The sequence below is a fragment of the Nitrosomonas sp. genome, from assembly GCF_020852615.1.
In the GTDB taxonomy this organism is placed as follows: Bacteria; Pseudomonadota; Gammaproteobacteria; order Burkholderiales; family Nitrosomonadaceae; genus Nitrosomonas.
Genome location: NZ_JADZAJ010000005.1, coordinates 145353 through 169701, shown reverse-complemented (window position 1 = coordinate 169701; position 24349 = coordinate 145353). Strand labels below are relative to the sequence as shown.

23 protein-coding genes are annotated in these 24349 nt (G+C 47.2%); 17 read left to right on the top strand and 6 right to left on the bottom strand.

Annotation, left to right across the window (positions count from 1 at the left end; translation table 11 throughout):
* Position 1 precedes the first annotated feature (1 nt).
* From IT527_RS00910 to IT527_RS00880, 7 genes are all read left to right on the top strand, one after another.
* Complete coding sequence (locus IT527_RS00910; protein ID WP_292965246.1) at positions 2–700, top strand: phosphoadenylyl-sulfate reductase; 699 nt, start codon at positions 2–4, stop codon at positions 698–700.
* Positions 701–721: 21 nt separating this feature from the next.
* Complete coding sequence (gene cysD / locus IT527_RS00905; RefSeq protein WP_292965244.1) at positions 722–1630, top strand: sulfate adenylyltransferase subunit CysD; 909 nt, start codon at positions 722–724, stop codon at positions 1628–1630.
* A 55-nt stretch (positions 1631–1685) separates the two neighbouring features.
* Positions 1686–2963 carry a sulfate adenylyltransferase subunit CysN gene (cysN, locus tag IT527_RS00900; protein WP_292965243.1) on the top strand — a complete coding sequence of 426 codons (1278 nt, stop codon included), beginning with the start codon at positions 1686–1688 and terminating at the stop codon, positions 2961–2963.
* 98 nt (positions 2964–3061) lie between these two features.
* Positions 3062–6604 carry an FAD-dependent oxidoreductase gene (locus tag IT527_RS00895; RefSeq protein WP_292965241.1) on the top strand — a complete coding sequence of 1181 codons (3543 nt, stop codon included), beginning with the start codon at positions 3062–3064 and terminating at the stop codon, positions 6602–6604.
* A 126-nt stretch (positions 6605–6730) separates the two neighbouring features.
* Positions 6731–7858: a Re/Si-specific NAD(P)(+) transhydrogenase subunit alpha gene (locus tag IT527_RS00890; protein ID WP_292965240.1), complete on the top strand. Its 1128-nt coding sequence runs from the start codon at positions 6731–6733 to the stop codon at positions 7856–7858.
* A gap of 52 nt (positions 7859–7910) precedes the next feature.
* On the top strand, positions 7911–8219 hold the full coding sequence (locus IT527_RS00885) for an NAD(P) transhydrogenase subunit alpha (RefSeq protein ID WP_292965238.1): 309 nt from the start codon (positions 7911–7913) through the stop codon (positions 8217–8219).
* Positions 8220–9599, top strand: a complete 1380-nt coding sequence (locus tag IT527_RS00880; RefSeq protein WP_292965237.1) for an NAD(P)(+) transhydrogenase (Re/Si-specific) subunit beta — start codon at positions 8220–8222, stop codon at positions 9597–9599.
* Positions 9600–9644: 45 nt separating this feature from the next.
* Here IT527_RS00880 and IT527_RS00875 read toward each other — a convergent pair whose 3' ends face one another.
* The 3 genes from IT527_RS00875 to IT527_RS00865 all read right to left on the bottom strand — a co-directional run bounded on the left by IT527_RS00875 (position 9645) and on the right by IT527_RS00865 (position 11283).
* Positions 9645–10361 (bottom strand): tetratricopeptide repeat protein, encoded by a 717-nt coding sequence (locus tag IT527_RS00875; RefSeq protein ID WP_292965235.1) that lies wholly within the window; start codon positions 10359–10361, stop codon positions 9645–9647.
* Positions 10362–10563: 202 nt separating this feature from the next.
* On the bottom strand, positions 10564–11028 hold the full coding sequence (gene bfr, locus IT527_RS00870) for a bacterioferritin (RefSeq protein ID WP_292965233.1): 465 nt from the start codon (positions 11026–11028) through the stop codon (positions 10564–10566).
* A gap of 54 nt (positions 11029–11082) precedes the next feature.
* Positions 11083–11283 (bottom strand): (2Fe-2S)-binding protein, encoded by a 201-nt coding sequence (locus IT527_RS00865; protein WP_292965231.1) that lies wholly within the window; start codon positions 11281–11283, stop codon positions 11083–11085.
* A 508-nt stretch (positions 11284–11791) separates the two neighbouring features.
* Here IT527_RS00865 and IT527_RS00860 point away from each other — a divergent pair.
* Both IT527_RS00860 and IT527_RS00855 read left to right on the top strand, forming a co-directional pair.
* Positions 11792–12622 (top strand): hypothetical protein, encoded by an 831-nt coding sequence (locus tag IT527_RS00860; RefSeq protein WP_292965229.1) that lies wholly within the window; start codon positions 11792–11794, stop codon positions 12620–12622.
* A gap of 56 nt (positions 12623–12678) precedes the next feature.
* Positions 12679–14181: an EAL domain-containing protein gene (locus IT527_RS00855; RefSeq protein WP_292965227.1), complete on the top strand. Its 1503-nt coding sequence runs from the start codon at positions 12679–12681 to the stop codon at positions 14179–14181.
* Positions 14182–14236: 55 nt separating this feature from the next.
* Here IT527_RS00855 and IT527_RS00850 read toward each other — a convergent pair whose 3' ends face one another.
* The 3 genes from IT527_RS00850 to purE are packed head-to-tail and all read right to left on the bottom strand — an operon-like array spanning position 14237 to position 16774.
* Positions 14237–15127, bottom strand: a complete 891-nt coding sequence (locus IT527_RS00850; protein ID WP_292965225.1) for a phosphoribosylaminoimidazolesuccinocarboxamide synthase — start codon at positions 15125–15127, stop codon at positions 14237–14239.
* A 28-nt stretch (positions 15128–15155) separates the two neighbouring features.
* Positions 15156–16283: a 5-(carboxyamino)imidazole ribonucleotide synthase gene (locus IT527_RS00845; RefSeq protein WP_292965267.1), complete on the bottom strand. Its 1128-nt coding sequence runs from the start codon at positions 16281–16283 to the stop codon at positions 15156–15158.
* Positions 16283–16774 carry a 5-(carboxyamino)imidazole ribonucleotide mutase gene (gene purE / locus IT527_RS00840; RefSeq protein WP_292965223.1) on the bottom strand — a complete coding sequence of 164 codons (492 nt, stop codon included), beginning with the start codon at positions 16772–16774 and terminating at the stop codon, positions 16283–16285. Before purE ends, IT527_RS00845 begins: the two co-directional genes overlap by 1 nt.
* Positions 16775–16965: 191 nt before the next feature.
* Here purE and IT527_RS00835 point away from each other — a divergent pair, with 191 nt between their 5' ends.
* The 8 genes from IT527_RS00835 to purH all read left to right on the top strand — a co-directional run bounded on the left by IT527_RS00835 (position 16966) and on the right by purH (position 24326).
* The gene (locus IT527_RS00835; RefSeq protein ID WP_292965221.1) at positions 16966–17400 is read left to right on the top strand and encodes a biopolymer transporter ExbD; all 435 of its coding nucleotides are present in this window, start codon (positions 16966–16968) and stop codon (positions 17398–17400) included.
* A 72-nt stretch (positions 17401–17472) separates the two neighbouring features.
* Positions 17473–18111 carry a superoxide dismutase gene (locus IT527_RS00830; RefSeq protein WP_292965218.1) on the top strand — a complete coding sequence of 213 codons (639 nt, stop codon included), beginning with the start codon at positions 17473–17475 and terminating at the stop codon, positions 18109–18111.
* A gap of 9 nt (positions 18112–18120) precedes the next feature.
* Positions 18121–18771 carry an ATP phosphoribosyltransferase gene (gene hisG / locus IT527_RS00825; RefSeq protein WP_292965216.1) on the top strand — a complete coding sequence of 217 codons (651 nt, stop codon included), beginning with the start codon at positions 18121–18123 and terminating at the stop codon, positions 18769–18771.
* Between the two features lie 21 nt (positions 18772–18792).
* Positions 18793–20091, top strand: a complete 1299-nt coding sequence (hisD, locus tag IT527_RS00820; RefSeq protein WP_292965214.1) for a histidinol dehydrogenase — start codon at positions 18793–18795, stop codon at positions 20089–20091.
* A 64-nt stretch (positions 20092–20155) separates the two neighbouring features.
* Entirely contained in the window at positions 20156–21346 is a 1191-nt protein-coding gene (locus IT527_RS00815; protein WP_363278039.1) for an FAD-dependent monooxygenase, read from the top strand.
* Between the two features lie 157 nt (positions 21347–21503).
* Positions 21504–22517, top strand: a complete 1014-nt coding sequence (gene dusB / locus IT527_RS00810) for a tRNA dihydrouridine synthase DusB (RefSeq protein ID WP_292965212.1) — start codon at positions 21504–21506, stop codon at positions 22515–22517.
* Positions 22514–22756, top strand: coding sequence for a helix-turn-helix domain-containing protein (locus tag IT527_RS00805; RefSeq protein WP_292965210.1), 243 nt, complete (start codon positions 22514–22516; stop codon positions 22754–22756). Before dusB ends, IT527_RS00805 begins: the two co-directional genes overlap by 4 nt.
* Before the next feature lie 7 nt (positions 22757–22763).
* Positions 22764–24326 (top strand): bifunctional phosphoribosylaminoimidazolecarboxamide formyltransferase/IMP cyclohydrolase, encoded by a 1563-nt coding sequence (gene purH / locus IT527_RS00800; RefSeq protein WP_292965208.1) that lies wholly within the window; start codon positions 22764–22766, stop codon positions 24324–24326.
* The last annotated feature ends 23 nt before the right edge of the window (positions 24327–24349 follow it).

Below are 24349 nucleotides of genomic sequence, written 5' to 3'. Positions count from 1 at the left end.
CATGGAAGATCAGGCATTGCAGCAAAAAGTTGATCAATTGCACGGTGTGCTGAGTGATATTCAGCAGAATTATGCACCTGCCGTATTTGCCAACAGTTTTGGTGCTGAGGATATGGTGCTGACAGATCTGATCGTGCGCCATTATCCCGGGATTGGTATGTTTACCTTGGATACCGGCCGGCTGCCAGAGGAAACCTATGATCTGATGCAAAAGGTAAAAGAGCATTATGGTGTTTCTGTATATGCCTATTTTCCTGATGCATCAGCTGTCGAAAGTTATGTGGCACAACACGGGCCGAATGGGTTTTACGATAGCATCGACTTGCGCAAGCGTTGCTGTTATATCCGTAAGGTTGAGCCTTTGAAACGGGCTCTGGCCGGCAAAAAAGCCTGGATTACAGGAATGCGCCGTGAGCAGTCTGCAACACGCGACGGGTTGAAGTTACTGGTTTTTGATAATGATCACAGTTTGCATAAATTCAGTCCTCTCTGTGAATGGACAGAAAAGGATGTGTGGGACTATATCAGGCAGCAGCAGGTTCCCTACAATTCACTGCATGATCGTTTTTATCCCAGTATAGGTTGTGCACCCTGTACAAGAGCGATTACTCCGGGAGAGGACATTCGTTCCGGGCGATGGTGGTGGGAAAATCCTGAATCTAAAGAATGTGGTCTGCATGCCAGAAAAGCGGAAACATAAATCAATTTGTTAATGAACAAGATGAATCAACGGTTAAATTTTACTCATTTGGATGCACTGGAAAGTGAAGCGATCCATATCATGCGGGAAGTGGCTGCAGAGTGCACCAACCCTGTACTGCTTTTTTCCGGTGGAAAGGATTCAGTCGTTTTGTTGAGGCTGGCTGAAAAGGCTTTCCGTCCGAGCCATTTTCCTTTTCCGCTGATGCATATCGATACCGGCCATAATTTTCCGGAAGTTATCGAGTTTCGTGACTACCGGGCAAAAAATCTGGGAGAACGTCTGATAGTACGCAGTATGGAAGATTCCATTCAGCGCGGTCGAGTTGTTTTACGCTCTGAAGGCCAGAGCCGCAATCCTTTTCAATCAATTACGCTACTGGACGCGATTGAGGAATTCGGATTTGACGCCTGTATTGGCGGCGCCCGCAGAGATGAAGAGAAAGCACGTGCAAAGGAACGTATTTTTTCATTTCGTGATGAATTCGGGCAGTGGGATCCCAAGAATCAGCGCCCGGAGCTATGGAGTCTCTACAATACCCGGACACACCCGGGTGAAAATATCCGGGTTTTTCCGATCAGTAACTGGACAGAACTGGATATCTGGGAATACATTGGACGGGAACAGCTTGAAATTCCTTCAATTTATTACGCACATGAAAGAGAGGTGATTGTGCGGGATAACAGTCTGGTGCCGGTGTCATATCTGGTTCAGCCTAAGGCAGGAGAGCATGTGCAAAATATAATGGTACGGTTCCGTACCGTCGGGGATATGAGCTGTACCTGCCCGGTAGCCTCTCATGCCAGAAATGTTGAAGAAATCATTGCGGAAACAGCGTTAACTCGGATTACCGAGCGCGGCGCAACACGCATGGATGACCAGACTTCCGAAGCGTCAATGGAGTTGCGAAAGCGGGAAGGTTATTTTTAGCGTACCGCCGGGCAGTTTCAATTTTATTTTTTATCTTCATAGGTTTTTCTGAAACATGTCAGTCGTTGAAAATGTCGGCCTCGACCATGCCGAGCTACTGCGATTTATTACAGCTGGAAGTGTGGATGATGGCAAAAGTACGCTGATAGGGCGTCTGTTACATGATTCCAAGTCTATCTTCGAGGATCAGCTGAGTGCCATTGCCAGAACTTCCAACAAACGAGGGATGGAGAAAATGGATCTCTCGCTGCTTACTGATGGTTTGCAGGCAGAGCGGGAGCAGGGGATTACTATTGATGTGGCTTATCGTTATTTCACCACCCCCAGGCGTAAATTCATTATCGCTGATACACCTGGCCATGAGCAGTACACCCGTAATATGGTAACGGGCGCTTCTACAGCAAATTTGGCAATTATTCTGATTGATGCACGCAAAGGGGTTCTGACACAGTCCAGACGGCATGCTTACCTTGCCAGCCTGGTGGGGATTCCTCATCTGGTGGTGGCGATCAATAAAATGGATCTGGTTGGTTATTCCCAGGATATCTTCAACCAGATTCGCTCCGAGTTTTCTCCTTTTTTACAGGCATTAGGGCTGCGCTCTGTTGAATATATTCCGATGTCCGCGCTGGCGGGTGATATGGTCGTGGAGCGCGGAGATAATCTGAACTGGTACTCAGGAAAGCCTTTGCTGGATTATCTGGAAACGATCAATACAGAACACGATATCAATACGCAGGATTTCCGTTTTCCGGTACAGTGGGTTTCACGTCCTCAAACAGAGGCCATGCATGATTTCCGTGGCTATATGGGACGGGTTGAATCCGGATCTGTCAAGGTAGGGGATCCTGTAACAGTGCTGCCTTCCGGTTTGACGTCGCATATCAGGGAAATCCTTTTTTATAACGATACTCTGAAAACAGCATTTGCTCCGCAATCCATTACCCTGACAATTGAAGATCATCTGGATATCTCTCGAGGAGATATGCTGGTCAGCAGTGGCGGACAGCCCGAAATTACCCGGGAATTCGATGCCATACTCTGCTGGCTGTCTGAACAGGCATTTGATTCCGGCCGGAAATATATTGTCAAGCATACGACACGTATGGTTAAAGGTTTGATTGGTCGTATTGATTATCGGGTTGATATCAATACCATGAATCATGAGGTGGCTGACACTCTGGTTATGAATGATATTGCCCGGATCGGGATGAAAGTGCAGCAGCCGCTCGTTATTGACGAGTACACAAAAAATCGTGGAACCGGTTGTTTTATCCTGATTGATGAAGTCAGCAACAACACTGTTGCTGCTGGCATGATTTGTAATTCCTGATCGGGTATCTGCTGAATCACATATTACGTTATCAGCTGGTTTCGGTTTATCTCACCCCTCGTATCCGTATCTAAAATACCCAATTACTGATTAAAAACATGATTGATTTCCGATCAACACGTAATAATCCTTCAACGACTTCTGATGCTGTACTCGCGCTCGGGTTTGGTATGTCTTTTCCCGAGTTATATGAGCGTGATGGACTGGTCAAGCTTGATCAGCTGTTCCTGAATTTTCTTAGGGAAGGTGATGCCCCATTACATGATCAGCTGATTCGCGGTCGTCAGAACCCTGAGCAACTGGCGCAAAAAGATGAATCTGCTTTGCTGATTGAGATTGCCCCCTGGCTGGAGGATTTCATCGCAACACTGTTTGGTATTAAAGCCGAGGTAAATGCGCTGGCAGCACGCCATCACGAGCTTGCTCCGCTCTATTTTTGCAAACGGCAGTTTGTACAGCGGAAAGCCAGGGGCAAAGTGAGCGATGAGGTATTGCAGGTATTGGATGGGGTGGCACTTGAACAGAAGTTAACCAAAGAATTTGGTCAGCCTTTTTCGGAGCTGGTTTTTGCGTCTCATGTTGCGCGCTGGCTGGAAGATGAAGCCAAGCATGCAGCACAACTTGAACTTGCATTGCAATATGCTGCCTGGGCGTTACGTACCCCCGAAGGGCAGGCGCATACCCGGCAGGGTATTTTGTTTAAATCTCCGCGTAAACTAGATTCCCGGCATCTGTTGTCGCTGACGAGTAATGACCTGAATGGATATACGGTTCACAGTCTTGACCATACCCGGCATCGGGAAGGGTTTTCGCTGACTGATCAGGGAACTGATTTAACAGGTGCTCTGGATGAAACCAATTACTGTATCTGGTGCCATGAACAGGGCAAAGATTCCTGTTCAAAAGGATTTTTACAAAAATCAAAAGAAACTCCGGAAGTTAAAGCATTCAAAAAAAATGATCTGGGTGTATTGCTGGCCGGTTGTCCGCTGGAAGAACGGATTTCAGAATTTCATAAACTGAAATCACAGGGGGTGGCAATCGGCAGTCTGGCTATGATTGTGCTGGATAATCCAATGTGTGCCGGAACGGGCCATCGGATCTGTAATGATTGCATGAAATCGTGTATTTATCAGAAGCAGGATCCGGTCAATATTCCTCAGGCTGAGACACGGACATTGAAAGATGTACTTGAATTGCCCTGGGGATTTGAAATTTACAGCTTGTTGACGCGCTGGAATCCTCTTGATTTTCTCAGACCTTATCCTAAAGCGGCAACCGGCAGGAAAGTGCTGGTGGTCGGTATGGGGCCGGCGGGTTATACGCTGTCGCATCATCTGATGAATGATGGGCATACTGTGGTAGGGGTCGATGGGTTAAAAATAGAGCCTTTATCGGCTGCGGTGTCCGGGATAAATATAGCGGGTGAGCGCAGTGCCTTTGTACCAATTTTTGATGTAAAACAACTGGGTGAAGATCTGGGGGAACGGTTGCCTGCCGGATTCGGTGGTGTCGCTGAATATGGCATAACAGTCCGCTGGGATAAGAATTTTCTCAAACTGATCCGTTTGTTGCTGGAGCGTCGCTCGGAATTTGCCCTGTTTGGTGGTGTGCGTTTTGGTGGCACACTAACTGTTGAAGATGCATGGGATCTTGGTTTTGATCATATTGCACTGGCAGCAGGTGCAGGGCGCCCAACAATTCTGGACATTCCCAACGGGTTGGCACGCGGTGTGCGTGCAGCTTCCGATTTTTTGATGGCTCTCCAGCTGACAGGTGCAGCACAGAGCAGCTCCATTGCCAATATGCAGTTACGCTTACCGGTTGTAGTAATTGGAGGGGGGCTGACGGCTATTGATGCAGCGACCGAAGCACTGGCCTATTATCCGGTTCAGGTGGAAAAATTCCTGCAGCGCTATGAAATACTGGCCGCCGTACAGGGTGAAGAAGCGGTGCGCGTGAACTGGGATAGTGAAGAATGCGAGATTGCGGAAGAATTTATGAGACATGCGCAAGCCATCCGCAGCGAAAAGGCTTTAGCTGCGCTGGAAGGGCGTGAGCCTCGTGTTGCCGCATTATTGCAATCTTGGGGTGGTGCCATGATTGCCTATCGGAAACGGTTGATCGACAGCCCTTCTTATACGCTGAATCACGAAGAAGTAGAGAAGGCACTGGAAGAAGGAATATATTTTGCAGAGGGTCTGACACCAGCGAGAATTGATATTGATCAGTGGGAACATGTTCAATCCATTCACTTTACGGTACAGGAGGTAAATGAGGAAGGCAGCTGGCAAAAAACCAGAGAGGTTACTCTGCCTGCGCGTACAATCCTGGTGGCTGCGGGAACTCAGCCAAATACAGTTCTGGCGCGTGAAGATGCACAAAATTTCAAGCTGAACGGGCGCTATTTCGCTTCCTGCGATGAGCAGGGCAACCCCCTTGATGCGGTTCGGAGTAACCCTAAACCGGAAATACCGGCAGTATTGTTAAGTTGCTCTGATGACGGACGCTTTATCAGTTTCTTCGGTGATTTGCATCCGTCTTATTCGGGAAATGTGGTTAAGGCAATGGCGAGCGCTAAGCAGGGGTATCCTGTAGTAAGCCAGGTGCTGGCTCAAGTCGATCCTGCGTCAGCACAGGCTCCTTCCCGGTTTTTTGCTGAAGTTGGAGGATTGTTGCGTGCTACTGTGCATAAGGTGGAAAGACTGACCTCAAACATCATAGAAGTTGTTGTTCATGCCCCGCAGGCAGCACGTCATTTTCACCCGGGGCAGTTTTATCGCTTCCAGAATTATGCATCACTTGCCAAAATTTCTGGAGAGACTCGTCTTGCGATGGAAGGTATCGCACTCACCGGTGCTTCGGTTGATGTATCCAAAGGACTGGTTTCGCTGATAGCACTGGAAATGGGAGGATCAGCAAATTTATGCACTTTGCTGCAGCCAGGCGAACCGGTCGTACTGATGGGCCCGACAGGTGCTCCAACAGAGATTGAATCCAATGAAACCGTTGTATTGGTTGGCGGCGGTCTGGGTAATGCGGTGTTATTCTCTATTGGTGCTGCCGCACGTGCTGCCGGTTGCAGGGTTCTGTATTTTGCCGGATACAAAAAGCTGGCAGATCGTTATAAGGTGGCAGAAATAGAAGCAGCAGCGGATACCATTGTCTGGTGCAGTGACGAGGCACCCGGGTTTCAGCCTTCCCGCCCGGGTGATCTGAGTTATGTCGGGAATATTGTGCAGGCGATGGTGGCTTATGCCAGGGGTGAACTTGGCCGTATACCGATTCCGATGCAGGCAGCTGATCGTATTATTGTTATCGGTTCCGATCGTATGATGGCTGCTGTCGGTGCGGCACGGCATCAGCAGCTTGCTCCTTATCTTAAGGCGGAACATTTTGCAGTTGGCTCGATCAATTCCCCGATGCAATGCATGATGAAAGAGATTTGTGCACAGTGTCTGCAGCCGCAGAAAGACCCGGTAACGGGGGAGGTCACATATGTATTTTCCTGTTTTAACCAGGATCAGCCGCTGGATATGGTTGATTTTAGCGGGCTGGCATCACGTTTACGCCAAAATAGTGTTCAGGAGAAGCTGACAGGCCGGTGGATCGGTCACTGTCTGCAACATGGCGGTAACTGAATTTCCTGACCGGGCAGAAAATGCCACCGAGATTTAATCAACAGTAAATTGATTTATAATCCAGCATTAATTAAATTTATATCAATTCTAATCAATGAATTATCAAAATAATAAGGGGGAATATCCATGCACATAGGCATACCTGCTGAAACACGTGCAGGGGAAACGCGCGTGGCGGCCACGCCGGAAACTGTCAAAAAATTAACTGCCAAGGGATTGCATATCGTTCTGGTGCAGTCAGGTGCTGGTGTTGGTGCGAGTATTCCGGATTCGGCCTTTCAGGAAGCAGGTGCTACTGTTGTTTCTTCTGCTTCGCAGCTATATGAGCAATCTCAGATTGTGCTGAAAGTGAGAGGGCCGGAAATAAGTGAGCTGGCACTAATGAAAAAGGATGCCGTACTTATTGGCTTGCTTGCACCACATCATCTGGAGGAACTCGAATCTGTAGCCAGGCATGGGATAACTGCGTTTGCGATGGAAAAATTACCGCGTATATCGCGAGCGCAAAGTATGGATGTTCTCTCTTCCCAGGCCAATATTGGCGGATATAAAGCAGTTATCCTGGCTGCTAATATATACCAGAAATTTTTCCCCATGCTGATGACGGCTGCAGGTACAGTTAAGGCAGCGCGTGTGCTGATTCTGGGGGCGGGTGTGGCCGGGTTACAGGCTATTGCCACTGCCAAACGGCTGGGAGCTGTAGTTGAAGCTTTTGACGTAAGGCCAGCAGTCAAGGAACAGGTTGAGAGTTTAGGGGCAAAGTTTGTGGAAGTTCCACTGACGGATGAAGAAAAAGCCAAAGCCGAGACAGCTGGCGGGTATGCATCGGAGATGTCGGAGGATTATAAACGCCGGCAAGGTGAGTTGATTCAGGATCGCGCTGCTGCTGCTGACATTATTATTACGACAGCTCTGATTCCAGGGCGACCTGCACCTGTTCTCATCAGTGAAGAAACAGTTAAGGCCATGAAGCCGGGGTCAGTCATTGTTGATATGGCGGTTGAGGCGGGTGGGAACTGCCCATTATCAGAATTGGGTAAAACAGTGGTTAAACACGGCGTACATCTGGTGGGTATTGCGAATTTACCCGGATTGGTGGCAGCCGATGCCAGTGCGTTATATGCACGTAATCTGCTGAATTTTCTGAATCTGATACTTGATGCACAAACCGGTGAGCTCAAAATAGATCGTGAAGACGAGGTTATCAATGGCAGCCTGGCCTGTATTGCCGGGGAAGTAATTGGCAAGGTATAAGTGAACACTTGCTGTACTCATAAAAATTTATGAATTTCTATAAGGAAAACATATGATTGGAGAAGTCGATCCAACGATTGTTAATCTGACAATATTTGTACTGGCAGTGTTCGTTGGTTACCATGTAGTGTGGAATGTGACGCCAGCTCTCCACACCCCTTTAATGTCCGTGACCAATGCCATCTCCAGCATCATTCTGGTAGGGGCAATGCTGGCAGCCGGATCTACTGAGGCTGACTGGGGTGCCTGGTTGGGGGCTGCTGCCGTTATTCTGGCATCTATCAATGTATTTGGTGGATTTCTGGTTACTCAGCGGATGCTGGAAATGTTTAAGAAAAAAGACAAAAAAGGAAAAGCCTAAATGTCTGTTAATTTTATTGCTCTTGCCTATTTGGTCGCAGCTGTATTTTTTATTCTCTCACTTAAGGGGTTGAGTTCACCTCTTTCTGCTCGCCGCGGAAATCTTCTTGGCATGTTGGGTATGGCTATCGCTGTATCTACTACATTGACGATTACCGGAAACTGGGGGCTAATTCTGGGATGTATCGCTATTGGTGCAATCATTGGTTCAATTATAGCGCAGCGTATCCAGATGACGGCTATGCCGGAACTGATTGCATTTATGCATTCACTTGTTGGTCTGGCTGCAGTATTTATTGCAATTACAGCCGTTAATAATCCGGCTTCATTTGATTTGCCTGAAATATTGCCAACCGGCAACAAACTCGAACTTTTTCTGGGTACCTTCATTGGCGCCATGACATGGTCCGGTTCTGTTATTGCATTTCTTAAACTGTCCGGCCGGATGAGTGGAGCACCAATTATTTTTGGTGGTCAGCACATGATCAATCTGTTACTGGCCATTGTTATGATCGGTTTCGGATTATGGTTTTTCTTTAGCGAGGCAACAAACTGGACAGCATTTTCAGCAATGACTGCTATTGCTTTCCTGCTTGGTTTCCTTATCATTATTCCAATTGGCGGTGCAGATATGCCAGTTGTGATCTCAATGCTGAATTCCTATTCCGGATGGGCAGCTGCAGGAATTGGCTTTTCACTCGGGAATCCGATGCTGATTATTGCGGGCTCGCTGGTGGGCAGTTCTGGTGCAATTCTTTCCTATATCATGTGTAAGGCCATGAATCGCCCGTTCCTTTCTGTCATTCTGGGAGGTTTCGGTAGCGATGGCGGCAGTCAGAGTGTTGATGATGGCACACAGAAATCCTATCGTAGCGGTAGCGCAGATGATGCGGCATTCCTGATGGGGAATGCGGATAGCGTTATCATCATTCCCGGGTATGGGCTGGCGGTTGCACGTGCACAACATGCAGTTAAAGAGTTGGCGCAGGCACTACATAAGAAAGGGATCAATGTACGTTTTGCCATTCACCCTGTTGCAGGCCGTATGCCGGGGCATATGAACGTCTTACTTGCAGAGGCTGAAATTCCTTACGAGATGGTACAGGAGATGGACGAAATCAATAGTGATTTCCCGAATACGGATGTTGTTCTTGTACTGGGTGCAAACGACGTGGTTAACCCGGCTGCAAATGTGCAGGGTAGTCCAATTTACGGAATGCCGATTCTGGAAGCCTATAAGGCGCGCACAGTGATGGTTGTCAAGCGCAGTATGGCTGTTGGTTATGCAGGGTTGGATAACGATCTTTTCTATATGGACAAGACCATGATGGTATTCGGTGATGCCAAAAAGGTTGTTGAGGATATGGTAAAAGCACTCTAAAGGCTGGAGTGTTTTTTACTGATTTATCAAGCTCGGGGAAGGAATTTATTTTTCAGATTTATTTCTGGAAGTAAGCCATTCCCGGGCCGCTTTTTGTGCTGAAGCAAGTTGAGTACGGCTAAGCAATCGCATGACCTTGTCTCGAGCAAGTGCAGCCTGTTCTATACCAGCAGCTGCTGCCAGATTCAACCACATATAACTTTTTTCGTTATCCATTTCCACACCCTGACCAATTTGATAAAGCAACCCCAGCTCATATTGTGCAAGTGGGTGATTTTGTTCAGCTGCAGAAATAAACCATTTTGACGCTTCTGAAAAATCCTGAAGTGTCCCTTTCCCGGTTAGATACAGAATACCCAATTGGTATTGGGCGTCCGCATTACCTTTTTTTGCTTTTTCAAGGAATAAATTAATTGTATAAAGCCGGTTATCGTCCGGATTAGGTAAAATGTTTGTGTTCTCACTTTTAACTGACTGAAGATCAATATTCTCTCCACGTGCAATTGCTTCAGTAAGTGTCGGTTTGGCTGACGGGCTGGGAGAGGGAAGTTGGGAACTGGATTGAAGTGAATCTATGGTAGATGCTGTTTGTGGCTGTAACAGCGGGCTTCTTTCTACTGATTCATCAGAAGAAAATCCTATCCAAGTAAGGGAGCCCAGTAGAAGTACACTACCTATTCCTACAGCAGTAACCAGATAGGCATTGCTGTCCCGCCCCCAGAAACGCGTTTTGCAGTCACGACAGCGATAAGGAGCCAGCAATAAATGGGCGGGAGTACGCTCACCAGGTCTTAATCTTGACCTGTAGACACGACCGCTGTTGCACTGGGTACAATGGATAGTCATAGTAATAAACCTAGTTCACTATGCACAGTATTCTACTGTATATCCTGATCTTTAACAGTCTGCATAGACAGACAGAACCGGTTTACAACCTGGCCACCAGTGAAATACGCTCAGAAAATTAAATCTGACTTTGCAGCCAGTTTTGTGACCCGATACTTTGAACCATATCCTGCTGAGTTTCCAGCCAGTCAATATGCTCTTCTGTATCTTCCAGAATTTCCTTGAAAATTTCACGTGAGACAAAATCTTGAGCTGTTTCACAAGCGGCGACTGCACTGATAAGTGTTTCCCTGGCAGTACGCTCCAGCTCTAAGTCACAAGAGATACATTCTTGTACATTTTCACCAATCAATAACTTGCCAAGTTCTTGCAGATTAGGCAGCCCCTCAAGAAAAAGAATACGTTCAATCAATTGATCTGCATGTTTCATCTCTTCAATAGATTCGTGATATTCATGCGATCCCAGTTTGTTAAATCCCCAGTTTTTATACATACGCGCATGAAGGAAGTATTGATTGATCGCAGTCAATTCATGCTGTAACTGACGATTTAGCCAGCGAATAATATCGGCATTCCCTTTCATGGTTTTTCTCTATAAATGAACTGTTAACAAATACCGGCAAACCGGGTACGGTTTTTACAATGACCTGACACCAGCCTGCTGAGCAAATTCCTGGCTTAATGCTTTATCCAGCGTCATTTTGGCACGGCAAGCACAAACACCACACTGTCCGGTAACACCCAGGCTGCTTCTCAGATCACGCATCCTTACAGCGCCCTGTTTTACAGCCTGACAGATATCACGATCAGTTACGCCCTTGCATAAACAAATATACATGAAAGATATTTTTTGTCGAATAGTTTTCAGATTCACGTTCTATACTTAAGGCCTGCCAGCTATGCCTGCATTTAATAATGAGAACGATTCTTAAAATTATATTCAAATCTGACAAATATGCAACTAATGGTTCTTATTAATTTATAAAGGTGCCTCTGAAACCGGATGGTACGAGATGAAGCAATGTACACAGAGCATAACAGCGAGATACTTAAGCAGTAGATAAGATCTATAGCCGGGCTGAAAAATACATATCTTCAAGTCACAATAATTATTTATTTTCAAGTCTTTTATTTTTTTACTTTAAATGAATCTGCATTTATTTATTCCTGATATGTTTTGGCCGGATAGATCACTAACTGATATCTATCGTGATTTGAAATTGCCCGCTTTGGAAACTATTCTGGCTAAAAGTGATAGTGCTACAGCTGCAGGGCAGGTATTGGAATCCTGGCTATGTAAAAATTTTAATGTTGATAAACAACATGATTGGCCTGTAGCTTCGATCATGCTGTTACATGAAGAAAATAAAATTGAAATTGGAGAAAATTACTGGCTGCGAGCTGATCCGGTTTATTTGCGAATCGAAAATAACCACATACTCCTTGGAGATAGTCACATTCTGAATATTTCCTTAAAGGAAGCAAATTCTCTTGCCGATAGTATCAATAAGCTTCTTTCAGATGATGGAGCAGCTTTACTGCCCCTTCACCCCAATCGCTGGTACCTGAAATGCAATGAGATTCCGGATTTAAAAACATTTTTATTGAGCGAAGCTGCCGGGAAAAACATCAACAACCTTTTGCCGCAGGGAAAAAACAGCAGGAGCTGGAACAGCAGGATTAATGAAATCCAGATGATTTTTTATGAGCACCCGATAAATCAGGCCAGAGAAATGCGAGGTGAGCTGCCAATAAACAGTTTGTGGGTGTGGGGAGGTGGAGTCCGGCCTGCAAAGATACATTCAACCTATGACAGCGTTTGGGGAAATAACTTATTTACCCGGGCTTTGGCAGAAGCAGGGGGGGGTATGCACCATCCTTTACCGAAAGATGCAGATGCATTACTCAATCATTCCAGTAACGTGGGCAGGCAATTGATTGTGCTGGATGATCTGCAGAAATATGCTCAATACAGGGATGCGTACAGCTGGCGGAACGAGTTGGTTAACCTGGAAAAAAACTGGTTTTTACCATTACTCCAGGCCCTGAGAAAGAAAAAAATTCGGCAATTAAAATTGACTGCAGTCAATGAAAATGCCACCCGGGATTTTGTAGTAACGCCTGGTGATTTCTGGAAATTCTGGGCTTCAGTACACCCGCTGAGTGTTTACAGCTAATTTGCTGTCAGTTTTTTGGGGAATAAGTATTTCGATAAATGCTCCTGAATATGGCTATGCGTACCACTTCAAAAATCAGTGCGATTAAACCTTTCTTATCGGCCATGGCAGCAGTTGTTGTCATGGCTTTATTAATTGCATTGGATCATTCTTTAATTACGACTGACTCATATATTGTTGCCGGATTATGGGTAATCCTGCTGGCAGCAATTCTGGTGATGATTGTACAAATTGCACATACCGAAAAAGTTTTTGCAAAGCAATTCGCGCAATTAGCAGCACAAAAAGAGCGCTTGGCTAATGAGATTAAATATCGGCTCTGGGCTGAAAAAACTTCTTCAGAGAGTAAGGCAAAGCTACAGATCGTAGATGAAAACTTTCCAGTAATGCTCGCTTATTTTAGTACAGAGCAACAGTGCCAGTACCACAACCGGGCCTTCCGGCAATGGTTTGGATTACGATCTGAGCAAGTGGAAAACAGATTCCTTAAAGAATTTTTTAATCAATCGTTATTTTTTGATATTGGTGTTGCTATTGAACGCGTACTCTCAGGAGAGACTGTACAGAACCAATATGTTCAGCAACTTGCAAATCAGTCAGCGTGTCTGGTTACAGGTCATTTTATGCCGCACTTTGATTCGGCTGGCAGGGTGATAGGGTTTTATATGCTTTACACTCCGCGATTAATGAAAAAAGGGGAAATACTGCCGCAAAATATGGGAGATCAGGTAGCGGCCTGGCAAAAGCAATTACAGGGAACTAAAGATACACAGATTTCAGGTAAGAACACGGATCAACAAGTAGCCTGGGTGTCTGTAGATTTTTCAAAGCGAATTATTCAGGCTATCGAGCAGAATGAATTCCATCTGTACTGCCAAAGCATAGTTGCTGCAAGATCGGATCAGGAAGTGCCAATTTGCTATGAGGTACTCATACGAATGGCGGAGGAGGAATCCAACCTGATTCCTCCGGGTGCTTTTCTGCCCTTTGTTGAAAAATATAACCTGATGCCACGTTTAGATAAGTGGGTGGCTGAAAAAATAATTCATTACATTGCTAAACAGAAACAGGGATCGCGAGTTTCGTTTGGGATTAATCTGGCACGGAGTACGTTAAACGATCCACTGTTTGCTGATCATATTCGGCAATTGCTGAACGCTGTCAAAATTGAACCGGGGAAACTATGTTTCGAAATTGAAACAGCTGATGCAATGGATAATTTGCAAAACACAGCTCAATTTGTAAAAAAATTACGGCAATCTGGCTGCCTTATTTCGTTATGCAGTTTTAACCATGATCGCAGTTCGTTTGATTTGCTGAAGCATATTCGGGCTGATTTTTTAAAGATAGATGGCAGCCTGATCTGTAACATATTGCGTGATGCGGAAGATCTGAAAAAAGTTGAAAATATCAGCAAATTTGCACATGCCCTAAAAATTGGAACAATAGGTGAGCTGGTTGAGACGCAGGATATTCGGGAAAGATTGGCAAAAATCGGGATTGATTATATCCAGGGATTTTTAGTGGGGTGCCCGTTTCCGATTGAAGAAATACAGTAGCGGGGTAGTGGCCTGAATGATTCTGATTCGTTTTGTAACAGAAAGCCGCCTTCAGCTACCTTGTTAGTACCTGGTAAGCCTGCCGGTATTTTTCTATCGTTTTGGCAAGAACGTCATCCGGGATAGAAGGTGCGGGTGGAATCTTATTCCAGCCAGTCTGTTCCAGCCAGTCACGAATAAATTGTTTGTCATAGCTGGGCGGTGTTTTCCCCGGCTCATAACTTTCTGCGGGCCAGAAGCGTGAAGAATCCGGTGTTAAAGCCTCATCAATCAAATAAATCTGACTGGCTTTATCCAGGCCAAATTCAAATTTGGTATCCGCGATAATAATATTCCGTGTCAGCGCATAATCAGCAGCGGCTGTATAAAGTGCCACAGCATATTTGCTGACAGCTGAAGCTAATGGTGCTCCCAGAATTTGTTCGCAGGCAGCGCAGGAGATGTTCTCATCATGCGACCCTGCTTCCGCCTTGGTCGATGGGGTAAAAATTGCACCACCTGGAATTTTATCGGCCTCCCGCAACCCTTTCGGGAGGGTGATGCCACAAATGGTACCGGTGCGTTGATAATCTTTCCATCCTGAACCAGAGAGATAACCGCGAACAATGGCTTCAACAGGTAAAGGCTTCAGTTTTCTGACCACAAAAGAACGGTCTGCAACCTGATCGCGCTCACGGGGGTGAACAACGGTTTCGGGGGCGATTCCGGTGAGATGATTCGGAATAATATGGGCAAGCTTATCAAACCAGAAGCGGGAGATTTTTGTCAGAATTTTCCCTTTTTCCGGGATCGTGGTCGGTAACACCACATCAAATGCTGAAATACGGTCAGTTTGTACAATCAGTAAATTATTTTCATCCACTTCATAGAGATCGCGCACTTTACCCCGGTGTAATAAGGGCAGGCTGGTGATGCTGGTCTCAAACAGTGCTGTTGTGTTTGACATGATGTTATTCGTTTATAAATATCCCGTATCAGCGCCGCAAAGCTGATCTGATTTGTGTGGATTGCTGCATGGCCTGCTCAACTGTATCTGCCAGTACAGTGAAATGTCCCATTTTTCTTCCCGGTTTTGCTTCGTGCTTTCCGTATAAATGTAATTTGGCCTGGGGATTGCCTAATATCAGACTCCAGTCGGGATCACCATTTTTCCACAGATCTCCGAGTATATTTGTCATGACAGCAGCTTGTATCAGCTGAGTACTGCCATGAGGCAATCCACATAAAACACGAACCTGTTGTTCAAATTGAGAAGTAATACAGGCATTTAGTGAATAGTGCCCACTGTTGTGCGGCCGGGGGGCAATTTCGTTTACAAGAACCTTGCCATCAGCCAGCACAAAAAACTCTACGCACAGCACACCAATATAATTCAGCCGTATGGCAATTTGTTGAGCAATGGTGCGTGCTTTCCCAATAATTTCATCCGGTAACGCAGCCGGAACAATGCTCATATCCAGAATACCCTGTTCATGACGGTTTTCAGGAACAGGGAATAGAGCAATCTGATTAAGATTGTCACGTGCCAGGATAACGGAGATTTCACGATCAAGAGGTAACCGTTTTTCCAGCACGCAGGGTTTATTTCCAAGTTTTGAGAATGCTTCGGGCAGGCTCCCTGCATCGTCAACTGATATTTGTCCTTTGCCATCATAACCAAACTGACTGGCTTTAAGTATGCCCGGAATCAGCGATGTGTCTATCCTGGAAATATCCTGCTCATCGCGGATAACAGTAAATGGTCCAATCGGAAAATTATTTTCAGCAAGGAACTGTTTTTCGAGGATCCGATTCTGTGCAATTGAAACACTCTCAGCACCGGGGCTGACAATACAATGCTCCGCCAGATAACGTAACGCCCGGGCAGGTACATTTTCAAATTCGATAGTTACCGCAGCACATGTTGATTTTAATTCGTCAAGCGCCTGTTCATCCAGATAATCTGCCTGTAAATGGCGTTCTGCAACACTTCCGGCCGGGCTCTCGGTTGCCGGATCAAGTACGGTCACCCGGTACCCCATTTGCTGTGCCGCCATGACAAACATTCTTCCCAGCTGTCCGCCACCCAGCAGACCCAGCATAGCGCCTGGTTTTATATACATCATAATTCCGGGAGGGCCATTGCGGCGACAGACGCTGCCTGATCTTTACGAAATTGATCAAGTTTTTCAGCAAGTAAAATATCTTCACCAGACAGAATGGCGGCGGCAAACAGCGCGGCATTGGCAGCACCTGCTTCTCCGATGGCAAAAGTGGCAACAGGCACCCCTTTTGGCATCTGCACGATGGATAAAAGTGAATCTACCCCTTGCAGATGTTTTGATGTAACTGGAACCCCCAAAACAGGAAGAGTGGTTTTGGCGGCAATCATGCCAGGGAGGTGGGCTGCTCCTCCTGCTCCGGCAATAATGCATCTGATTCCACGATTACGGGCAGTTTCAGCGTATTCAAACATCCTGTCAGGTGTGCGATGTGCCGAAATTATCAGGGCTTCGTGTGGGATATTAAAGTTTTTCAGGGTATCTGCAGCATGCTGCATGACCGGCCAATCACTGCTGCTGCCCATTACAATACTGACTACTGGATGATCCACATGCAACCTTCTACAGAAAACAGGAACAGTTCAAAATATGCCTGGGCATGGTGAAAGTGGTAATAATAAACTAGAATAAGTCTGTTAACCCGCAAGTTTCGGGAGCGTAACGTTTATATCCGCTACCGTAATTCCAGCAGAAAGATGACAACCGGCTGTTTTTTATTGATCTATTATCCGGAAAGATATCAATGAACTTTCAACGAGGACAAAAAAAAGAAGAGCCGGAGATCAACCTCATACCAATGATTGATGTGTTGCTGGTAATTCTCATTTTTCTGGTTATTACCACAACGTATTCAAAATTCTCAGAGCTGGAAATAACATTACCCCAGGCTGCCGCCACTGAAGCCGACCAGGCCCCGGATACCTCAAAGGTGATAGATGTGTCAGTCAGTGCAACAGGGAATTATACGGTTAACCTTGTTCCGATTAAGTTTTCCAGTATTGAAGGTCTGCGTGATGCTTTACAGGGGGCGGCCAGAAACCAGGAAAATCCGATCATCATTATCAGTGCTGACGCAAAGGCAACGCATCAATCGGTAATCACAGTAATGGAAGCTGCGAGATTGGCCGGATACAATCAGGTAACCTTCGCAACTGAAGTGACAAACAACAGTCAATAATTTTTCCCATTTATATCGTCCAACCTTATGTTTTCAATATTAAAATCCATTTTCAGAAATAAAGGAGAGAAAATGAGTACTAATTTGGATAATTTTTCGAAAGCTGCGCAATCAGGAGATGCCTACGTGCTGGCACCACTTCCTTATGCCGATAATGCATTAGAGCCGGTTATTTCCGCGCACACACTGAGCTTTCACTATGGCAAACATCACAAGGCCTATGTTGATAACCTGAACAAGCTCGTTGCAGGAACGGCGTTTGCCGGGCAGTCACTGGAGCAGATCATCACAGCTACAGCCGGCCAGGCGGATAAAGCAGGTATTTTTAATAATGCAGCACAAATCTGGAATCACATGTTTTACTGGCACAGCCTCAGCCCCAAAGGAGGAGGGGAGCCACCTGCCGCACTGAAACAGAAAATTGAAGAAGCCTTTGGCAGTGTGGCGGTTTTCAAACAGGAGTTTGCCAATGCGGCTGTCACACAATTTGGTAGTGGCTGGGCCTGGCTTGCCCAGGAGGGGTCCAAATTAACCATCATTAAAACGGGTAACGCAGATACGCCTCTGACGCGTGGCATTCGTCCGCTGCTGACGATTGACGTATGGGAACATGCCTACTATCTGGATTTTCAGAATCGCCGTCCTGATTATGTCAACACGGTAATCGACAAACTGATTAACTGGGAATTTGCTGCGGCAAATCTTGGATAACGACTGTTGATGTCCGACATTACCATTGCCCTTTCCAAAGGGCGGATCTTTGAAGACACCATCCCGTTTCTGCAGGCGGCCGGGATCATTCCGAGCGATGATCCCGGTTCCTCGCGTAAACTGATTATTGGGACCAACCGACCGGATGTCAGACTTGTTATGGTGCGTGCCACAGATGTACCGACCTATGTGCAATACGGAGCGGCAGATCTGGGTGTGGCCGGGAAAGATGTGCTGCTGGAACATGACGGCATTGGGCTGTATCAGCCGCTTGATCTGAAAATTGCCCGATGCCGCATGATGGTTGCAGTACGGGATGATTATGATTATGCCTCGGCAGTATTTCGCGGCGCCCGCTTGCGTGTGGCTACCAAATACGTAAAAACTGCACGCAGTCATTTTGCTGCAAAAGGGATGCATGTCGATCTGATCAAGCTGTACGGTTCGATGGAGCTTGCGCCACTGGTTGATTTGGCGGATGCCATTGTCGATCTGGTCTCAACCGGCAGTACACTCAAAGCCAATCATTTACATGCAGTCGAAGAGATTATGCCGATTTCAGCCCGCCTGATTGCTAATCAGGCAGCACTGAAGCTGAAAAACACCACGATACAGCCATTACTGGAAGCCTTCAGTGCGGCGATTCCAGAAAACCCGTAATCCAGCGATTCCAAAATTACCATGATTCAAATAAGGCAGCTGTCATCAGCCGATGTGAATTTTCAGGCAGAGCTTGACAAATTGTTGAGTTTTGAAGTTTCTGTCGATAGTGAGATCGAGCGAACTGTAACCCAAATTCTGCGTCAGATCAGAACTCATGGGGATGATGCACTGCTTGAATTTACACGCCGCTTTGATAACCCGGGAATTACCCGGGTTGAAGAAATTGAGCTGTCACGGGATCAATTAAAATCTGCGCTGTCGGCTCTGGGCAGAGCACAGCGCGACGCGCTGGAACAGGCTGCTTTTCGTATACGGGTCTACCATGAAAAACAGTTATCCCAATCATGGGATTATGTTGAACCGGACGGTACGCGGCTGGGACAGAAGATTACCGCTTTGGATAGGGTGGGACTTTATGTTCCCGGAGGCAAGGCGGCTTATCCTTCTTCCGTACTGATGAATGCGATTCCTGCTCGCGTGGCTGGTGTCGGGGAGTTAATCATGGTAACGCCAATGCCCAAAGGCGAGAAAAACCCGCTGGTACTGGCCGCCGCTGCAATCTGTGAAGTGGATCGTGTTTTCGCCATTGGAGGGGCACAGGCCGTTGCCGCTCTGGCTTATGGTACGGCAACCATTCCCAGGGTGGATAAAATTGTCGGGCCAGGTAATGCCTATGTGGCAGCAGCAAAACGGCATGTCTTTGGCACAGTCGGTATTGATATGCTGGCAGGGCCATCAGAAATTCTGGTGATCTGTGATGGAAAAACCAATCCGGACTGGATTGCCATGGATCTGTTTTCACAGGCCGAACATGATGAACAGGCACAATCAATTTTACTGAGCCCGGATCAATCATTTCTTGCCGCAGTGGCAGACAGCATCTCCCGCCTGATTGATACACTGCCACGCCGGGCCATTATTCGTGCTTCACTGGAAAATCGCGGTGCCTTGATTCATGTACGCAATCTGAGAGAAGCCTGTGAAATTGCCAGCCGGATTGCGCCTGAGCATCTGGAACTGTCCGTTGATCAGCCAGAGCAATGGGTGGACAGCATCCGGCATGCCGGTGCAATTTTTCTTGGGCGATATACCTGTGAAGCGCTGGGAGATTATTGTGCCGGACCTAACCACGTTCTTCCCACTTCCGGCACAGCACGTTTTTCCTCACCACTGGGGGTATATGATTTTCAGAAACGAACCAGCCTGATCCAGGTTTCAGCGACCGGAGCATCCAGACTGGGTGAAATAGCCTCTATTCTGGCAAAAGGAGAAGGGCTGGATGCCCATGCCGGGTCAGCTGAGTCGCGCTGCCGGTAAAAAATCATAGATTGGGAAGCAGGGGATAAAGTCAGCATGTCTGGTCAATCAGCTTGTTTAAGTAATGATGGTAGTTGAGCAATTTGATATTGTCATTGCAGGTGGTGGCCCGGTTGGAATGGCGCTGGCACTGGCTTTGCGCGAGTATGAATTTTCAGTTCTGCTGCTGGAGGCACGTGAATTGCCTGAAAAAGTGGATGATCCGCGTCCACTGGCGCTTTCATACGGCAGCCGGTTAATTCTGCAACGGCTGGGTATCTGGAAAAACCTGATACAGCCCACACCCATTACCACAATTCATATTTCTAACCGGGGCTATTTCGGCCATACCGTTATTACGCCGGAAGATGCCGATGTCCCGGAGTTGGGGTATGTAGTTAACTACCATAATCTCTATCATTCCATGGGACAAGCGGTGCGGAGCAGCAGTGCCGTTTATCGGATCAATGCGCTGGTAACTGCCGTTCGAACTGATTTGCCATTGGCGCAGGTAACGTACCAGCAGGCAGGAGTAACCAAACAGGTATGTGCCAAATTGCTGGTGCTGGCAGATGGTGGAAAACTTGCGGAGCAGATTGATGGGGTTCGATATTATGCCCATGACTATCGGCAGATGGCCATTGTGGCTAATGTCAAGGTTGAATCAGCCTTGCCGGAAACGGCATTTGAACGTTTTACGCTGAATGGGCCCCTGGCATTACTGCCGGCAAGTGAAGGATATGCGCTGGTATGGACGATGCCCGCTGCCACCGCAAATAAAATATTGAAACTGGATGACAAGTCGTTTCTGCTGCATCTGCACGAGCAATTCGGCAATCGTGTGGGTGATTTTATCTGTGTTGGTCAGCGTTCAAGCTTCCCGCTGATTCTTAAACATGCATCGACTATCATTGGCCATCGGTCTGTCCTGATCGGGAATGCTGCACAGACCCTTCATCCGGTCGCCGGTCAGGGTTTCAATCTTGGGCTGCGTGATGCATGGGAACTTGCCAGTGAAATTACCCGTATCCCGTCAGACACACCGGGTGAACCAGGTTCTGCCAGGATGCTGGCGGCCTACAGCAGGCGGCGTCAGGGCGATAAACATATGAGCCGGCTATTTACGGATTCTCTGGTAAAACTGTTCACAGCAGACATATCACTGGTTCAGGCTTGCAATGGCTTGGGACTGACAGCGCTGGATATCCTGCCGCCAGCCCGGCAATGGGTGGCGCGCCAGATGATATTTGGCAGTAAAGGCTGGTTTGTTGGATAATTCCGCATTCCCCCGGAACGTACAGCCCGGATTTACTCACCTCTGGCAGTTGAGACGGTTTTTCAATCAGGTTCGCTGAATTTGTATGGTGGCCGGCATTACCTTGCAGCCGCCGGGTTTCCCCCCTAATATTTTTATAACGAGCTTTGTCTGCCACATGCAAATTGGTTCCTATTCGCTTAAAAATAAGCTGGTCGTAGCTCCCATGGCGGGAGTGACCGATCGTCCCTTTCGGCAACTATGCAAACGGATGGGAGCTGCGATGGCTGTATCGGAAATGGTTTCCAGTAATTCCCTGCTGTATGGATCAGAAAAAACCCGGCGCCGTGCCAGCCATGAAGGAGAAGTAAAGCCGGTTTCGGTACAGATCGCAGGGGCAGATCCGGCCATGATGGCACAGGCTGCACGCCACAATGCTGATCAGGGTGCCGAAATCATTGATATCAACATGGGTTGCCCGGCCAAAAAGATCTGTAATGTGATGGCAGGGTCAGCTTTGCTGAAAGATGAAATTCTGGTCAGCAGGATTCTTGATGCGGTAGTGCAGGCCGTAGATGTTCCGGTAACACTGAAAATCAGAACCGGGTGGGATACGCAGCATAAAAATGCAGTCAGTGTTGCACGGATTGCGGAAAGCAGCGGTATACAGGCGTTAGCCATTCATGGCCGTACACGTGCCTGTGCTTACCGGGGACAGGCTGAATATGACACTATTGCCGCTGTCAAGGCGGCGATCAATATCCCGATTATCGCCAATGGCGACATCAATACACCGGAAAAAGCGAAGGAAGTGCTTGAATATACCGGTGCTGATGCTGTCATGATTGGGCGGGCTGCTCAGGGAAGACCCTGGATTTTTCGGGAGATCCATCATTATCTGACGACAGGAAATTTCCTGCCTTCTCCTGAAGTGGCTGAAATTCAGCGTGTTTTGATTGATCACCTGCAAGAGCTGTATCTTTTCTATGGCGAATATTCTGGCGTACGGATAGCACGCAAACATATCTCCTGGTATACGCGTGGACTTGCCGGCTCTGCCGCTTTTCGCCATGCGATGAATCGTCTCGCAACCGTTGAAGAACAGCTGTCGGCCACGCAGCAATTCTTCTCTGAACTCGCCGATCAGGGTCACACCCTTACCTATATTGATGAAGAGGCCATTGAGGCATGACTGTAATCAACGAAAATGAAATTGCACTTTGCGTTCGCAGGGCAGTAGAAGCCTATTTTCAGGATTTGGATGGTGAAAAACCATGCCCCATTTATGAAATGGTAATACACAGTGTGGAAAAACCACTTATTGAAATCGCCATGCAATACGCTCAGGGCAATCAGAGTAAAGCAGCTGATTTACTTGGTATCAATCGCAATACCTTGCGCAACCGGTTAATCAAACATCAGATCGGATAATTTTTAAATGAATATAAAACAGGCATTAATCAGTGTTTCGGACAAAACGGGTGTGGTTGAACTGGCAACAGTCCTGCATCAGTTCAACATTACGATTCTTTCAACCGGTGGCACTGCAAAGTTACTTCAAAAATCCGGAATTCCTGTTATTGAAGTGAGTGACTATACCGGATTCCCTGAAATGCTTGATGGCCGGGTCAAGACGCTGCATCCCAAAGTACACGCGGGTATTCTCGCCAGAATGGATTTACCTGAGCACCGGCAGACGATGGAACAGGCACAAATTCCGACAATTGATCTGGTAGTGGTTAACCTTTATCCATTTAGCCAAACAATTGCCCGGCCCGATTGTTCGTTTGAAGAGGCGATTGAGAATATTGATATCGGTGGCCCAACCATGATCCGGGCAGCTGCCAAAAACTTCCAGCGAGTGGCTGTTGTAACCGATCCGCAGGATTACGGGATATTGCTGGAAAAAATGCGCGCCAGTAACGGATCAGTAGATCAGGATTATCGTTTTCAGCTGGCCAAAAAAGCCTTTTCGCATACTGCTCACTATGATGGCGCCATCAGCAATTATCTGACTGCACTGGAATCAGCAGATTCACGGCGCAAACCTTTCCCGGATCAACTCAATCTCAGTTTCACGCTGGCTCAATCCTTGCGTTATGGTGAAAACCCGCATCAACAGGCTGCGTTTTATCGTGATATTGCCGATGTTGCCGGCAGTCTGGCAGATTATCAGCAATTGCAGGGCAAGGAATTGTCATATAACAATATTGCCGATACTGATGCAGCCTGGGCCTGTGTCAGAACTTTTGACCAGCCAGCCTGCGTTATCGTCAAACACGCCAACCCCTGTGGAGTAGCAGTTGCGGAAAATCTGCCGGCTGCTTACCAGAAGGCATTTGCCACTGATCCGGTATCCGCTTTTGGCGGCATTATCGCGCTTAATCGCCCAGTTGAAGCGGATCTGGCCAAAGCCATATTGCAGCAATTTGTCGAAGTCATCATTGCACCGGAATTCAGTGCAGAAGCCAGACAGCTTCTGGCCAGCAAGGCCAATATCCGCGTGCTTACCGTTCCGCTCGGTACGCATGGTAATCGCTATGATCTGAAGCGGGTTGATGGTGGATTACTGGTGCAAACACCGGATGATCTCAACGTCACAGCCGATCAGTTGCAGGTAGTAACACAAATCAAACCCACCAGCGCACAAATCGAGGATTGCCTGTTTGCCTGGCGGGTAGCGAAATTCGTCAAATCCAATACGATCGTATTTTGTGCTAATGGCCAGACATTGGGGATCGGCGCCGGTCAGATGAGCCGGGTGGACAGCGCACGTATCGCTTCGATCAAAGCAGGTCAGGCCAATCTTGATCTGCATGGTTCAGTTGTCGCGTCCGATGCATTCTTCCCGTTCCGGGATGGTCTGGATGTGCTTGCGCAGGCTGGTGCCAGCGTTGTGATCCAGCCCGGTGGCAGTATTCGCGACGAAGAAGTCATTGCTGCCGCCAATGAACAGAGGGTAGCCATGGTTTTTACCGGTGTCAGGCATTTCAGGCATTAAGTGGCGACTGCGCATTTTTAAAT